We start from the raw sequence: 15,333 nt of genomic DNA, 5'->3' as shown, positions 1-15,333 counted from the left end.
ATTCAAAAATGCACCGTAAAAATTTCTTGCTCAATAAGGCTGCAAAAGCGAGCTACGATGATGCCAACTCCCTTTAACGGCTTTATGGTCATCCATCCGCGCTCAGGCTAACAATTGCTCCAAGCGGATTTCCGCATCCACCACTTCTTGTGCGTACGCATTCGGGGGGAATAGGCGACAGTTAAGACCTAGTACTTGGAAATAAGTGGTCAAAAACAGGAGATAATTCCAAGTATGCGTTTATTTTTGGAAATAAGTCAAACGCATGATTCCTCCGCACACAACCTATTTCCCCTTGCACCCCTTTGCATTGTCGTAGTGCATTTGCCAGCCGTCCTTTACTTGAATGTCCACCAAAGCATTGGAAGTCAGCTTAGCCTGAAAGACATTTAGTTCGTTTGACCAAGAAAAATTAAATAAGATGGAAGTAACTATATGGCCTTCAGGTGTTTGCTCATAATGAACTACCGTGAAACCCGATATATCATCGGCAGAGCATTTCAGATAGTGGTTGCTGACCGTAACTATATTGCCGGGTTGGGCCGGGTTGTCGCAATCGCGCATGAGGCGCACCTTCAAGTCCGGTTTGTTGCGCTTGGAGAGCCGCAGGTCCAAGTACACCTTGTCTTGGCCCATCCTACAATTGACCCATCGGATGCTGCCTGAGGTATAGGGCTTCGTTGCAGAAAAACCCACGCACAAAGCGCAGGGGTCAATGCTTGGCGGTTGGGCTTCTTCAAGGCGAATCGGTCGGTCGGCGGTGACAGCTGCCGCTGGTTTTTCCTGCGTTACTTTGCAAGAAGACAAGAGCGTAGGGGCAAGCAAAAAAACAAGGTGGAGTGGTTTCATAATGTGTCAATTTTTGAAAGAGATAACAGACCCCCACAATGGTAAGGAACTTTCCTAAAATTGTCAAATCCGCCCCATTGTCGAACTATTCGCCAACAAAATGCGGGACAAGGCGTTGGACAAAACTTCCATCATCCTCTCAGTGTCATGTCGTCCATCCGACTCATCGTTTTCGCTTCTTTTTGCTTGGCAAGTGGAGCTCTGTGCGCCCACTCGGATTCGAGCGGTTGGTTCGACCGCGTACTGACCCGCCTCACTCAAGAACACCGCCCGCCCCACCAGCCCAGATTGCTTGCCTATCCCACGGTAGCCTATTCGCCGGAGACCAGTTGGGAGTTGGGCGCGGCTTCCTCCTTGCTGTTCCACGCCAAAAATGACTACCAAAAAAATCGCCTGAGCGAGGTCACGGCATTTGCTTTTGTCACGCTCCGCTCCCAATATGGCCTTTGGCTCGACAACGCCATCTACACCGACGAAGACCGCTGGCTGTTGTTGGGCAAAGTTCGTCTCCAGCGGTTCCCGCTCCTGTACTACGGCATCGGGCCGGAAGCGCCGAAGGATGACCCCGTGGTGGTCAATGGCGTGTACCATTTAATAAGGCAGCGCGTGATGCATCGGGTCAAGCGCAACTGGTTTGCGGGCATGGAGTTGGATTATCAGCGTTTGGGTCAGGTGGATTTTGGCGGCGAGCAGCCTTCTCGGCCCCTGCCGCGCGGTGCCGACGGTTCCACCAACTTTGGTGTGGGTATCGGCACGGTGTACGATTCGCGGCCCAACATGCTGAACACCCGCGATGGCTGGTTTGCGGAGCTGTCATGGCTGCATTACAGCAAAACCATCGGGAGCGACCATGCCTTCGACGGCTTTTTCGCGGAGGTGCGTCGCTATCGCCAACTCAACAAAAACGCCGTGTTCGCATGGCAGGCAGCGGGCAATGTCGTGCTCGGCGACGCGCCTTTCAATATGCTCAGCCTGATGGGCAACGAATCGCTCCTGCGCGGCTACTACACGGGGCGCTACCGCGACCGTCACTACTACGCCGCGCAAGCCGAGTACCGTTTTTTGCCCTTCCCGTTCAGCAAGCGATTCGGCGCGACGGGTTTTGTGGGCATGGGTGCCGTCGCGCCCACCGTTTCGTCGCTGACCCTCCAAAACCTCCGTTTGGCGGGCGGGGCGGGGTTGCGTTATTTCATTTTTCCGCAAAAAGACATTTTTGTCCGATTGGATGCCGGCTTCACGCGGGAGGGCGTGAGTTTTTATATTTTCACGGGGGAGGCGTTTTGAGCGTGGAGAAAGGCGAGTGCGAGTTTGATTGTTCCAAAAAATTGCCCAATCGTTCCATGCCGTGTATCTTTGTAAAGAAAATTATTGAGCCAAGCCAGAAGTTGCGCTTTCCGAGTACGAAATTGAACGCAACAAGTCTAATAACGGCAGCCTATTTCCCTGAAGCCAACTTTCGCGCAAACATCGCCCGACTCTTGCCATTGATTTTCAAACCCCGTTCGCGGCAGAAAAGCACCATCTCCGTTAGCCGCACCTCCACCTCTTCCACTCGAAGGCCTTGTTTGCGCAGGTTTTTCACTGTCTTGTTTTTGCTTTTTGTCCATTCCTCCCATGTCGCGTCCATCTGGTCGCGGTCGTCGGAGAGGGCCAGCAGTTCGAGGTACTCCGCTTTGGAATAGGTGGCTACGCTGACGATGATGTTGTTAGGCTTTGGCATAGCGTAAGCTGGTTCGGTTGAAGATGCGAAATTTGTCAAATTTTTAAAAAGTTGTCAAATCTCGGTGCAATCCCCTTTTATACCTTTGGCCGCTCAAAAGCACTAACTAAACAAACTCGTCCTACGGCCAAGAGTCACGGGACGGGTGATTTCACCACAACATGACAGACGCTATTTTCACCGTCCCCCATCCCGTCAACGAACCCGTTTGGAACTACGCCCCCGGCTCTCCCGAAAAAATCGCCCTGAAAAAAGCCCTCACCGAAGCAAAAAAGCAGCAAAAGGACGTGCCCATGTTCATCGGTGGCGAACACGTCTTTTCCGATGAAAAAATCGCCATGCGCCCGCCACACGAGCGCGCCCACATCCTCGGCCATTATTCCAAAGGAAATGCCGCTCATGTGCAAGCCGCCATCAAGGCAGCCTTGAAAGCCAAACCAGCTTGGGAAGCCATGCCCTGGCAAGAACGCGCGGCCATTTTCCTCCGCGCCGCCGACCTGCTCACCGGCCCCTATCGCGCCAAAATGAGCGCGGCCACCATGCTCTGTCAGAGCAAAAACGTGTATCAGGCCGAGATTGACTGCATCTGCGAGTTGGCGGATTTCTGGCGCTACAACGTGTATTTCATGCAGGAAATCTACAAACAGCAGCCGCTCAGCACCCGCAATGTGTGGAACCGCACCGACTGGCGACCACTCGAAGGGTTTGTGTTTGCCCTCACGCCGTTCAATTTCACGGCCATCGCGGGCAACCTGCCCTCTGCCCCTGCCATGCTCGGCAACGTCGCTGTTTGGAAGCCTGCGGAGTCGCAGATTTATTCGGCATCGCTCATCATGGAAATCCTCGAAGAAGCCGGTTTGCCCGCAGGCGTCATCAATCTCGTGTATGTGGACGGCCCGACGATGGGCGATGTGGTGTTCCGACACCCCGATTTTGCCGGAATTCACTTCACGGGCAGCACGGGCGTTTTTCAGCGGATTTGGAAAACCATCGGAGAAAACATTGCCAATTACAAATCGTACCCGCGCATCGTGGGCGAGACGGGCGGCAAAGACTTCGTGATGGTGCACAATTCCGCCGACCCGAAAGCGGTGGCCGTGGCGCTTGGTCGCGGCGCGTTTGAGTATCAGGGGCAAAAATGCTCCGCCGCGTCGCGGGCATACATTCCAAAAAGTTTGTGGAAAAAAGTGAAGGACTACCTCGTGACCGATTTAAAAAGTATGAAAATGGGTACGACGGAAGATTTCTCCAACTTTATCAACGCCGTGATTGACGAAAAGGCGTTCGACAAAATCTCCGGCTACATCAACGCGGCTCGAAAATCCGACAAAGTGACCATCATCGCCGGGGGCAACTGCGACAAGTCGAAAGGCTTCTTCATCGAGCCCACCGTGCTGGAAGTGTCCGACCCGAAATATGTAACCATGTGCGAGGAAATCTTTGGCCCCGTGTTGACCATCTATGTCTATGCGGACAAGGACTACGAAAAGACGCTCGAACTGCTCGACTCGACCTCGCCTTACGCGCTCACAGGAGCCATTTTTGCCAACGACCGCGCCGCCCTCGCTTTGGCCAACGAAAAACTCCGCCACGCTGCCGGCAATTACTACGTCAACGACAAACCCACCGGCGCGGTAGTCGGCCAACAGCCGTTCGGTGGCACCCGTGCTTCCGGCACCAACGACAAAGCCGGCTCCATGCTCAATATGTACCGATGGCTCTCGCCGCGCACCATCAAGGAGAATTTCGTGCCGCCGACGGACTATCGGTATCCGTTCTTGGGAGAGGAGTGAGGCGGCTCAAGCATGGGAGCGCATAAAGTCACGGAGAGCCAATAAAATTAACCTGCGGTTAATCCTGTGTTCATGCACTGCGCGAACATTTGCAGCCAACATCAAGCCGATAGCTGCTCGTTTTTCTTTTACTTTTCACCGCGGCGAGCTGCATCAACTGGCTGCATCAAAATATGGTAAGGGTATTGACTATTGATGGCGGAGGCATACTCGGCATCATCCCCGCTTTGGTATTGGCCTCCTTAGAAACGAAGGCCCAACGTTATGCAAGCAATCCCGAATTGCGCATCGTTGACTGTTTCGACTTTTTTGCCGGCACGAGCACAGGAGGCATCATCACGGCACTCCTGCTTGCCCCCGATGAGCACAACCCGCAGCGGCCGCGTTACTCAACCTCCGACATCGTTGACTTTTACACCGAAAAAGGCCCCTACATATTCAAGTCATCGTGGTTGCGGCGTTTTCTGGGCAGCGCAGGCCTTGCTTCTGACCGCTACGAGGTGGATGAATTAGAACGACTGCTCGAACTACATTTAGGAGATGTGCGGATGAGCCAGCTGCTCAAGCCATGCCTGATTCCGGCCTACAATCTCGAATTGGCCGCCACCTATTTTTTCTGTCGCCACGACCACGAAAACGCCGTGGAGCCTGCTCGAGACTTTTTGGTGCGCGACGTGTGTCGGGCCACTTCTGCTGCCCCCAGCTATTTCAAGCCTGCCACCTTCCTATCGGCATCTAACGTGCAGCACGCTTGTGTGGACGGTGGTGTGTTTGCCAACAACCCGACCTTGTGCGCCATCGCGGAGGTCGGCAAAACCGCTGAACACTACACCCCCGTCAACATGAAACTGCTCTCGCTTGGCACTGGCAAGGTACGCCACACATTTAGGCTCCGTTCATTCCAGAAAAGAATCGCCTTGCTCAATATACCTGACCTCATCAATATCATGATGGGAGGGGTGGCGGAAACGACCCACTACATCGTAAAAAACACATTCCGCAATCTCGGCGTGAAAGACAATTATCTGCGGCTCGAGCCTATCCTTCCCGATGCTCAAACGGGTGCTATGGACAACGCGACCCCGGAAAACATCCAGCGCCTCAGAGCCATGACCGAACAGTTTATAGACCACCACAACGATGAGCTCGATGATTGGGCCAAACAACTGGTTGAGATGCAGACAAAAGAACACGAAAAGCCAGCGCTAAGATTTGGAAAAGGGCCTGCGCTCGACGATTTGGTTTGAAAAAGCAAGCGCCCCAAGCGACAGGTTTTTTTCGGACTTCGTTTTTCGACGATGGTTGCGCGCATTTCAAGTGTTAAAATTGGTCGTAGAGCGATTCTTGTGCAACGTTTCAAGTTATTCAGCCGTCTTTTGGTGCAGTCAAGCCAGTCGGGGCAACAACTGACGGCTGTGATAACAAAAACGATACCTCTGCTCATGCGCTTGATTCCTACCATTTTGCTGTTCCGCAGCGCAGCTCGCGGCATTCACGTGCCAACCCGATTGCTCTCCACAAAGACACATCCGCATACCATGAGGTGCATTCCGACACAATGCAACGAAGGCGCAAAGGGCAAAAAACCAAGCCCTTAGCGTCGTCGTGACTTTGTGGCATCTCCAAAAACAGCACACCGAAACATAAAAACTTCTCGAGGGCACCAACATCACCGCATCAAGCCCTACATCTAAAACCCAATAGAGAAAAAACTTCACAGAAAGTTTGATTTGGTTATCGGCCCCGGCAAAAGTGTCGGGGCTTTTTCATTGGTTCACACCCCATCATTTGGACAAGAAAATCCGACCCAAACTTCGCACCACCGGGTATCGAGCACGTTTTTTACAGAAAAAACACACCTAAAAGGGCAGATTTCGCAATGGCAAACACTCCCTTCCAAATTAAATTCCGTATAACGCTTCTAAATACCCGTCTCGCCCTATTTTTTTCGGAGAAAAAATTTTTCTGGTTTTTTTTAACGAAAACCGCATTGTACCTTTGCCGCCGATTTGAAAAAAGCCTTTCCTCTTGTCCTTATGGCAGCCATTCGCAGATTTTGGATTGCATTGACTTTCAGCGGTTTGAGCGTTTTTGCCTTTGCGCAGGACGGCCACGAGCATCACGAACATACGCATGCCGGGCAACATCCGCCCACGACTGCCCACCCCGCCGACCACGGCGGCCCCTGCGGGCACTCCATCAACGCTCCCAAAACGTTCAACGCAGGCGACAACGCGGTGCATCACATCTCCGACGCGAATGTCATCAACATCATCGGCGAGCTCTACTTCCACCTGCCGGTCATCCTCAAAGATGAGAGAGGTTGGACGGTCATGACCTCAGCCGCCTTCCACCCGCACCACCACGGCAACGGCGAAAACTCGCACAATGGCTATGCGCTCGTACACGGCAGCGTGATGCGGCTCAAAAACGAGCGATTCGCGGAAGGCCAACACAAAATTGACGATTACACCCACGAAGAAATAGCAGGCGAAGACGGCAAAAAGAAAACCCGCTACAACGCCGTCATCGGCGGCCAATGCGTGCCGCTCGAAGCCAAGACGACTTACGACGGCGGCATACTTGGCGGTGGCGTGACGAGTTTCATGGATTTCAGCATCACGCGCAACGTGTTCACGATGCTGCTCACCGCGCTGATTTTGTTCCTGATTTTCCGTGCGGTTGCCCAAGCCGCCGTGAAACGCAGAGGCCAAGCCCCAAGAGGTTTGCAGAACTTCATCGAGCCGTTCTACACCTTCATTAGAGATGAAGTGGCGAAGCCGAGCATCGGGCCGAAATACGAGAAATATATGCCCTACCTGATGTCGGCGTTTTTCTTCATCCTCGGCCTCAACCTGATCGGCCAACTCCCCATCTTCCCCGGCAGCGCCAACGTGACTGGCAACATTTCCGTCACCATCGTGCTCGCCATCATCACTTTCCTGATTTCGACTTTTAGCGCCAACAAGCATTTCTGGGAACACACGCTGTGGATGCCCGGTGTGCCTGCCCCGCTCAAAATACTAATCCTGACCCCAATCGAGATACTCGGCCTGTTCCTCAAGCCTTTCACGTTGTTGCTCCGTCTTTTTGCCAACATCACGGCGGGCCACATCGTGATTCTCTCGTTCGTGAGCCTCATTTTTATTCTTGGCAAATCGGGCGAAAGCACGGGCGGCGCGGCGGCAGGCATAGCGGCCTCCATCCCGCTGACCCTGTTCATGATGGCTCTGGAACTGCTCGTGGCGTTTCTGCAAGCGTTCATTTTCACGATGTTGAGCGCCACTTACATCGGGACTGCGATTGAAGAACCGCACCACGACCATCATTGAGTTTTTTTAGTTGATAAAAGTTGATGAAGGTTGATAAGGGTTTATCAGAATCAACTTTTATCAACCCTCATAAACCTTCATAAACCCCTTTCACAAATCTCAAATTAGTTTCATTCTCAAATTCATACACTATGTACGCAGCAATTGGTGCAGGCCTCGCAGTAATCGGCGCAGGTCTCGGTATCGGCCAAATCGGTGGCAAAGCAGTTGAGGGCATCGCCCGTCAGCCCGAAGCAGCTGGCGACATCCGCGCTAACATGATTCTCACAGCCGCTCTCGTGGAGGGCGCTGCGTTGGTCGCGATGGTGTTGTCGTTCTTCGTTGCCGCTCCCGGTGTTCAGTAAGAAATGCCAACCACTTGTGGGTTGCGTGAGCAACGGTTGGTTCGTTCTGCAACCCATTTTTTGAAAAAATTATGCTGAGTAAAAGTGGAGAAAAGTCGTACGGTTGAGGAGGGTTTATCTGTCTAAACCTTCTCAATTTCTCAACTTTTCAAACCCTCTCTCAACCACATTCATAAACTCATAACTCACCACGCCGATGTTGTTTCTGGCAGATTTCAACGTACTCAAGCCCGAACCGGGTCTCTTGGTTTGGACGCTCATCATTTTCGGCATATTCTGGTTCTTGATGAGCCGTTTCGCGTTCAAACCTATCGGTGCGGCGCTCAAACAACGCGAGACCGATATCCAAAACGCACTCGACGAGGCCAAAAAGGCCCGCGAAGAAATGGCCAACTTGCAAGCAGAGAACGAAAAGCTGTTGCAGCAAGCACGCGAAGAGCGCACCCAGATGCTCAAGGAAGCCAAAGAGGCCGCCGAGGAATACAGAACGGAAAAGAAGGCGCAGGCCGACCAAGAGTACAGGCGCAAAGTGGAAAGCGCCTTGATGGACATTGAAAACCAAAAGCAGGCCGCCATCGTCGCGCTCCAAAACCAGGCAGGCCAACTTGCCGTCGAGATTGCCGAAAAAGTGCTCCGCAAAGAGCTGGCCGACAAAGCCGCCCAGGAAGCCTATGCGAAGAACTTGGTCGAAACTATAAAATTGAACTGAGTTTCGTTGTTCGCTCACCGTTGTTGGTTGTTCGTCACGAACAACCAACAACAAACAACGAACAACGAACAACGAACAACGAACAACAAACAACGAACAACCAGCAACAAACAACCAGCAACGAACAACAAACAACCAACAACCAGCAACGAACAACAAACAACCAACAACCAGCAACGAACAACAAACAACGAACAACCAGCAACCAACAACAAACAACCAGCAACGAACAACAAACAACGAACAACAAACAACGAACAACCAGCAACCAACAACGAACAACGAAAATGTCCGTCACTCGCATCGCATCCCGCTACGCCAAGTCGCTGCTCGACCTTGCTGTTGAGCAAGGCAAACTGGAGAAAGTGTCCGCCGACATGAACACCTTGGGTGCCGCCGTGAAGAGCCGCGACCTCTACCTGTTCCTGAAAAGCCCCATCATTCACGCCGACAAAAAGAACGCGGCGCTGGATGCCATTTTCAAAGACAAATTGGACAGCCTCACACTGGCCTATCTGCACCTGCTCGTCAACAAAGGTCGAGAAGCTTACGTCCCCGAAATCGCGGCGGCTTTCATCGCTCAATACAAGAGCCTGAAAAAAATCACCACCGTCAAAGTGACGACTGCTTCGCCCCTGAGCGACGCGGTGCTGGCGGATTTGAAAAAGAAACTGCTCGAAAGCGGCGCTACCGCCGAAAATCTCGACATAGAAACCACCGTGGCCCCAGAACTCATCGGCGGATTCGTGCTGGAGTTCGACCATAAACGGTACGATGCCTCCGTCGCCCACAAGTTGGACGAACTGCGGGCTTCGTTCTCGAAAAACCTTTACGTCAAAGAGTTTTAAATTCTTTGGGTTGATAAAGGTTGATAAAAGTCGATAAGGGTTTATCAAAATTATCAACCTTCATCAACTTTTATCAACCTTCATCAACCCCTACTCAATTACTCATTCACTCATTCACTCAAAATAAATAATGGCAGACGTCAGACCGGAAGAAATCTCCGCGATATTGAAACAGCAACTGTCCGGCTTCGGGGCCGACACTAACCTCGAAGAAGTCGGCACTGTGCTGCAAGTGGGCGACGGTATCGCCCGCGTCTATGGCCTCAACCGCGCTCAGTCCGGTGAACTGGTCGAATTTGAAAACGGCACCCGCGCTATCGTGCTCAACCTCGAAGAAGACAACGTGGGCGTGGTACTCATGGGCTCGTCCGACGGCGTGCGCGAAGGCTCGGTCGTGAAACGCACCGGCCAAATCGCCTCCATCGAAGTCGGCGAAGAATTCGTCGGCCGCGTCGTCAACCCGCTCGGCCAGCCGATTGACGGCAAAGGCCCCATCGGTGGCAAGAAGTACGAAATGCCGTTGGAGCGTAAAGCACCCGGCGTGATTTATCGTCAGCCAGTGAACGAGCCGCTGCAAACCGGCGTAAAAGCCATTGACGCGATGATTCCCATCGGTCGTGGCCAGCGCGAACTCATCATCGGCGACCGTCAGGTGGGCAAAACCGCCATCGCCGTTGACACCATTATTAACCAGAAAGAATTTTATGACCGCGGCGAGCCGGTTTACTGCATTTACGTCGCTTGCGGCCAAAAGGCTTCGACGGTGGCGCAAGTCGCCCGCACGCTGGAAGAATACGGCGCGATGCCTTACACGGTTATCGTGTCGGCTTCGGCTTCCGACCCGGCTCCGTTGCAGTTTTACGCGCCTTTTGCCGGCGCTGCCATTGGCGAGTTTTTCCGCGACACAGGCCGTCCCGCGCTGATTATCTACGACGATTTGTCGAAACAAGCCGTCGCTTACCGCGAGGCATCGCTCTTGCTCCGCCGCCCCCCGGGCCGCGAGGCTTACCCCGGCGACGTGTTCTACCTCCACAGCCGCCTGCTCGAACGCGCCGCTAAAATCAACCAGACGCAGGAAGTGGCTGAGGCCATGAACGACCTTCCCCCCAGCCTCGTGAAAGCAGGTTTGGTGAAAGGCGGCGGTTCGCTCACAGCCTTGCCCATCATCGAGACGCAGGCGGGCGACGTGTCGGCCTACATCCCGACCAACGTGATTTCCATCACCGACGGCCAAATCTTCCTAGAATCCAACCTCTTCAACTCTGGGGTGCGCCCGGCCATCAACGTCGGTATCTCCGTGAGCCGCGTGGGTGGTAACGCGCAAATCAAGTCCATGAAGAAAATCGCTGGCACGCTCAAACTCGACCAAGCGCAGTATCGCGAATTGGAGGCTTTTGCAAAATTTGGCTCCGACCTCGACGCTGCCACACAAGCCGTTTTGTCGAAAGGCGCGCGCAACGTGGAGATTTTGAAACAGCCGCAATACAGCCCGGTCCCCGTGGAAAAACAGGTTGCCATCATCTACCTCGGCACCAACAACCTCCTCCGCGACGTACCGCTCGACAAAGTGCAGGAATTTGAACATCTCTTCCTCGAACGCATGGAGAGCAAACTCCCCGACGTGCTGGAAGAATTCCGCAAAGGCAAACTCGAAGATGCCAGCCTCGCCAAAGTGCGCGAACTGGCAGCCGATTTGGCGGCAGGGTACAGGAAAAATTGAGTGAATGGGTAAATGAGCGAATGCGTGATTTGATTTCGATTTCAAAAATTAGCGCCACTTCGCCCATTTACCGTTCCAAAAATTGTTAGCACTCATTCACACAATCGCACATTCACTCATTTGAATTATGGCTGGCGGTTTAAAAGAAGTACGCGAACGAATCAAGTCGGTTATCAACACGCAGCAAATCACGAAAGCCATGAAAATGGTGTCGGCTGCGAAGTTGCGAAAAGCGCAAAACGCCATCGTGCAGGTGCGTCCCTATGCTGACCGCTTGAACCGGATGCTCTCCAACATACTCTCCAACCTCGACGGCGACGCTTCCACGAGTTTCGGGAAAGCCCGCGAGGTGAAAAACACCCTCGTCGTCGTGATGACCTCCAATCGCGGTCTCTGCGGAGCGTTTAACACGAATATTTGCAAAGAAGCCTCGGCGCTCATTTCGGAAAAATACGGCAAACAGCGCCGCGACGGCAACGTGACGGTTTTGTTCATCGGGAAAAAAGGCTACGACTGGTTCCGCCGCCGTTTCCGCGATTTGAACCTCGTGGCCGACTATATTCCGGTGTACGACAACCCGGCTTATGAAAACGTGAGCGCCGTCGCCCGCAAACTTATGAACGAGTTTTCCTCCGGCAAATACGATGCGGTGGATGTGGTGTATGGCCGTTTCAAAAACGCCGCCACGACTTTCCCGACTTCCGAGCAGTGGCTTCCGGTACCCAAGATGGAGGTTCCGGCTGGCGGCAAACAGAAGAAAGCCGACTACATCTTCGAGCCAGACCAGCAGTCTTTGCTGGAAACCCTCGTGCCGAGCATCCTCCAACTGACTTTCCACAAATGTTTGTTGGACACGCAGGCCTCCGAACACGGCTCGCGTATGACTGCGATGGACAAAGCGACCGACAACGCGGAAGAATTGCTCAAAACACTGCGTATCAACTACAACAAAGCGCGTCAGGAAGCCATCACGACCGAACTGGGCGAGATTGTGGGCGGCGCGGCGGCACTCGAAGGATAGTACGCCGGAATGTCATTTCGGTAGTATGTAAACTCCCCGTCGGCTTTGGGTCGGCGGGGAGTTTTTTTCATTTATAGCCGCCATTTTGCCAACCTCTTTGCACCAAGCCCCTGTCTTGGGCGTTGAGCTGTGACAAACTTATCATTGACAAAAACGCCCGACCATGGATTTGATTTTCCAATTGCCGATTCGCTATTTTATCCCGCTCTTGCTGCTCGGCAGCATCCGACTGAGTGCCCAAAGCATTTGCATAAACCCCACGCAGATTGACTCCTCCGTTGGTTGCCCAGCTGTTTTCGACCCTGTGTGTGGTTGCGACGGCGTGACTTATCCCAACTCCTGCGTGGCAGAGAAATACGCCGGCGTCACGCTTTGGTCGCCGGGTATTTGCCCGCCGTCGCCAGAGGGGTGCTCGTATGAAGTCAGTTATGTGTTGAACGGAACGGCCCTTAGCGCCCAACTTACCCCACCCATCCCTGACCCGCCTTTTTTCTTTTTCGTGATTTGGTCGCTCGACGGCGGCGAGGTGACGGGCAACGGGATGGAGTTTGTCCATTTATTCGACGAACCGGGACGTCACGTCTTGTGCGCAACATACCCGACGGGGGATTTCGCACCTATCCATTGCACGGTTTGCAAAGCTTTCGAGGTAAGTGCCTTGTGCGTGGATGTTACCAAAATAGACTCCACCCTTTGCCCCGACGATGGCTATGTGCCTGTGTGTGGCTGCGATGGCATCACTTACAACAATGCTTGCGAGGCAGAATATTGGGCGGGCATCACGTCATGGGTGCCGGGGGTATGCGGCAGTGTTTGCAACAATTTACTCGTTGATTTTGAAGGATTTAATTCCGGTGGTTCGCTTACGGTTTGGACTTTTAATGATTTATCAGCATTTGCCAATGGCGGCCAAATCACCAGCTGGTATTGGGATTTCGGCAATGGTCAGACCTCATTCGAACAAAACCCCACACTCAATTTTATGGAAACCGGCGAATACACGGTGTGCTTGACGGTTTCGGGCACCGCGAATGACGGGACCCAATGCGGTGCCAGTTTTTGCAAAAAAATCAACGTCAATGAGCAATTATGCTACGACTCCACGCTGATAGACCCCACCGTGCTTTGTCCGGCGGTGTACGCTCCCGTGTGTGGATGCGATGGGAACACTTACCCGAACGATTGTGTGGCGCAGTTTTATCATGGCATCACGACATGGAAACCCGGCATTTGCCCCGGCGATTGCCTCCACCCCGGATGGATTGACACCCTCGCCCCCTGCATCGAGATTTACGACCCAGTATGTGGCTGCGACAATGTGACTTACGACAACGAGTGTTACGCGCTTGCGCACGGTGTCACTGCTTGGAAGAAGGGCTTGTGCAGCGTCAACCCGGAATGTAAGGCTTATTTCACGGCAACGCTGCTGCCCGACCGCACCCTGTTGCTTGTGGACTCGTCGTACAATGCCGAATCGTGGCACCTCACCTTTGGCGATGGCAACGCGCAAGGCGGCGGTTTCGACACGCTTTATTATGTGTATGATGCGCCTGGCATTTATCAAATTTGTCTGGAAATCAGCAACTTCGCTGGCACTTGCACCGACAAGTATTGCGCGGTTGCCGATTTTAGCGCCAGTGCGTCAGCGGAGCCGGGCCGACTTGTGGAGGTCGCCGTGAGGCCGAATCCCGCGCGCGACGTGGCGCTGGTGCGGCTCAAAGGGGCGCTGCCGCACCATGCTGCCTTGTTTGATGTGTTTGGGAAATTGATGTGGGAGCAAAGTGTCGCCGTGTCGGAGTTTGAGGTTTCGGTCGCCGATTTGCCCGCGGGCGTTTATTTCCTCAATATGGACACGGAATGGGGCAGGGTGGTGCGCAAGGTGGCCGTGCAGCGGTGAGGATAGGCTCTCTTGAACGGTCATTCTTGAACGGTCATTCGTAAATGGTCATTCGTAAATGGTCATTCGTGAATGGTTTGCGAAGAATTTGAATCGCATAGTCAATTGATATCCTTAAATCACGCGAATGTGGGGTTGAGGTAAAGTGCTGAAAACGGGTGCCATTCGGGCGGTGATTTGAAATCAGTGCCTGAATAAGAGGTCGAATATCAAGCGCCAAGAAATTTCGACCCCTCATTCGCGCAGATCGCTTGTTTTTTTGCAGGTCCCTATATTTCTCAACTGCGCAAAAATACCAACGCTCATTCCAACTACCTTACGCGAGTGTTTTCAAGGTGTTGAAATTCAAAAGATTAAGTCATTTTGTCACTACTCAAATTCTTCACGAGCCATTGTCTTAAACCGTAAACCGTAAATCGTAAACCGCAAATCGCAAATCGCAAAAATCGCTACTCTCCTTCCGTCTTCAATTGCTTAATAATTCCCATCAAATCGAGTTCCTGCCAAGTGCGTTTGATTTTTCCTTTTTCCATTTCGTAGATGACGATGCCCGAGGAGGTGAAGTGCTTTCCTGTCGGCAAGATGCCGAAAGCAGGGCCAACGTGGTTGGCCTCCACGTCGTAGCGGATAGCCACATAGCGCTCGTTGGCAAAAAGGTGGGTGATGGTGAAGTGCGTGTCGTCGAAGGCCAGCTCATAGAAGTGCACCATTTGGCGGATGCCCTCGTGACCGTCCACTTGGTTGGAGCGGATGGGGTTGCCGTCGGTCCAGTCGGGAGCGAACACGCGCTCGATAAGCGCCTCGTTTTGCTTTTTGTTCCAACCTTCCTCAAACCAGATTCGGACGGTTTCTGCGTTTTTTTGCGCCAAATCAAGTTTTTTGGATGCGGCGCATTGACAAAAAAGAAAAAGCGAAATGGGGAGGGCGAGCAATAATTGGAAGTTTTTCATCAGGACATAGATGTTTTGTTTGGTCACAAATATAGCGCCGCCAACTATCCTTTCGATTTTTGAGAACCAATTTTTTGACGAAACAAAGACTTCGCGTTGTTGAAAAAATTTAATTCCATCAAAACCCCTAATTTCGCCCCCTCGCAGAAC

13 protein-coding genes are annotated in these 15,333 nt (G+C 52.8%); 10 read left to right on the top strand and 3 right to left on the bottom strand.

Going from position 1 to position 15,333, the window contains the following annotated elements:
* Positions 1-285: 285 nt before the first annotated feature.
* Complete coding sequence (locus KIS77_19050; protein MCW5924424.1) at positions 286-849, bottom strand: hypothetical protein; 564 nt, start codon at positions 847-849, stop codon at positions 286-288.
* A 147-nt stretch (positions 850-996) separates the two neighbouring features.
* Between KIS77_19050 and KIS77_19045 the strand changes: the two genes are divergently transcribed.
* Positions 997-2,133, top strand: coding sequence for a BamA/TamA family outer membrane protein (locus KIS77_19045; protein ID MCW5924423.1), 1,137 nt, complete (start codon positions 997-999; stop codon positions 2,131-2,133).
* A 151-nt stretch (positions 2,134-2,284) separates the two neighbouring features.
* Here the strand turns inward: KIS77_19045 and KIS77_19040 are convergent, their stop codons facing one another.
* Positions 2,285-2,569: a hypothetical protein gene (locus tag KIS77_19040; protein MCW5924422.1), complete on the bottom strand. Its 285-nt coding sequence runs from the start codon at positions 2,567-2,569 to the stop codon at positions 2,285-2,287.
* A gap of 161 nt (positions 2,570-2,730) precedes the next feature.
* Here KIS77_19040 and pruA point away from each other — a divergent pair, with 161 nt between their 5' ends.
* The 9 genes from pruA (at position 2,731) to KIS77_18995 (ending at position 14,233) form a co-directional block, all read left to right on the top strand.
* On the top strand, positions 2,731-4,362 hold the full coding sequence (gene pruA, locus KIS77_19035; GenBank protein ID MCW5924421.1) for an L-glutamate gamma-semialdehyde dehydrogenase: 1,632 nt from the start codon (positions 2,731-2,733) through the stop codon (positions 4,360-4,362).
* A 173-nt stretch (positions 4,363-4,535) separates the two neighbouring features.
* The gene (locus tag KIS77_19030; protein MCW5924420.1) at positions 4,536-5,609 is read left to right on the top strand and encodes a patatin-like phospholipase family protein; all 1,074 of its coding nucleotides are present in this window, start codon (positions 4,536-4,538) and stop codon (positions 5,607-5,609) included.
* Between the two features lie 789 nt (positions 5,610-6,398).
* A complete protein-coding gene (gene atpB / locus KIS77_19025; protein ID MCW5924419.1) occupies positions 6,399-7,694 on the top strand; it encodes a F0F1 ATP synthase subunit A in 1,296 nt (431 codons plus the stop codon).
* 131 nt (positions 7,695-7,825) lie between these two features.
* A complete protein-coding gene (gene atpE / locus KIS77_19020) occupies positions 7,826-8,038 on the top strand; it encodes an ATP synthase F0 subunit C (protein ID MCW5924418.1) in 213 nt (70 codons plus the stop codon).
* Between the two features lie 196 nt (positions 8,039-8,234).
* Positions 8,235-8,747, top strand: a complete 513-nt coding sequence (gene atpF / locus KIS77_19015) for a F0F1 ATP synthase subunit B (protein ID MCW5924417.1) — start codon at positions 8,235-8,237, stop codon at positions 8,745-8,747.
* 23 nt (positions 8,748-8,770) lie between these two features.
* Positions 8,771-9,595, top strand: coding sequence for an ATP synthase F1 subunit delta (gene atpH / locus KIS77_19010; GenBank protein ID MCW5924416.1), 825 nt, complete (start codon positions 8,771-8,773; stop codon positions 9,593-9,595).
* 130 nt (positions 9,596-9,725) lie between these two features.
* Positions 9,726-11,315, top strand: coding sequence for a F0F1 ATP synthase subunit alpha (gene atpA, locus KIS77_19005; GenBank protein MCW5924415.1), 1,590 nt, complete (start codon positions 9,726-9,728; stop codon positions 11,313-11,315).
* 127 nt (positions 11,316-11,442) lie between these two features.
* Entirely contained in the window at positions 11,443-12,336 is an 894-nt protein-coding gene (gene atpG, locus KIS77_19000; protein ID MCW5924414.1) for an ATP synthase F1 subunit gamma, read from the top strand.
* 163 nt (positions 12,337-12,499) lie between these two features.
* Positions 12,500-14,233: a PKD domain-containing protein gene (locus KIS77_18995; protein ID MCW5924413.1), complete on the top strand. Its 1,734-nt coding sequence runs from the start codon at positions 12,500-12,502 to the stop codon at positions 14,231-14,233.
* Between the two features lie 449 nt (positions 14,234-14,682).
* Here the strand turns inward: KIS77_18995 and KIS77_18990 are convergent, their stop codons facing one another.
* On the bottom strand, positions 14,683-15,183 hold the full coding sequence (locus tag KIS77_18990) for an ester cyclase (GenBank protein MCW5924412.1): 501 nt from the start codon (positions 15,181-15,183) through the stop codon (positions 14,683-14,685).
* Between the last annotated feature and the right edge of the window lie 150 nt (positions 15,184-15,333).

The sequence above is a fragment of the Saprospiraceae bacterium genome (assembly GCA_026129545.1).
Taxonomy (GTDB): Bacteria; Bacteroidota; Bacteroidia; order Chitinophagales; family Saprospiraceae; genus M3007.
The sequence above is the reverse complement of the archived record's forward strand: the minus strand, read 5'-3'. Positions and strand labels throughout refer to the sequence as shown.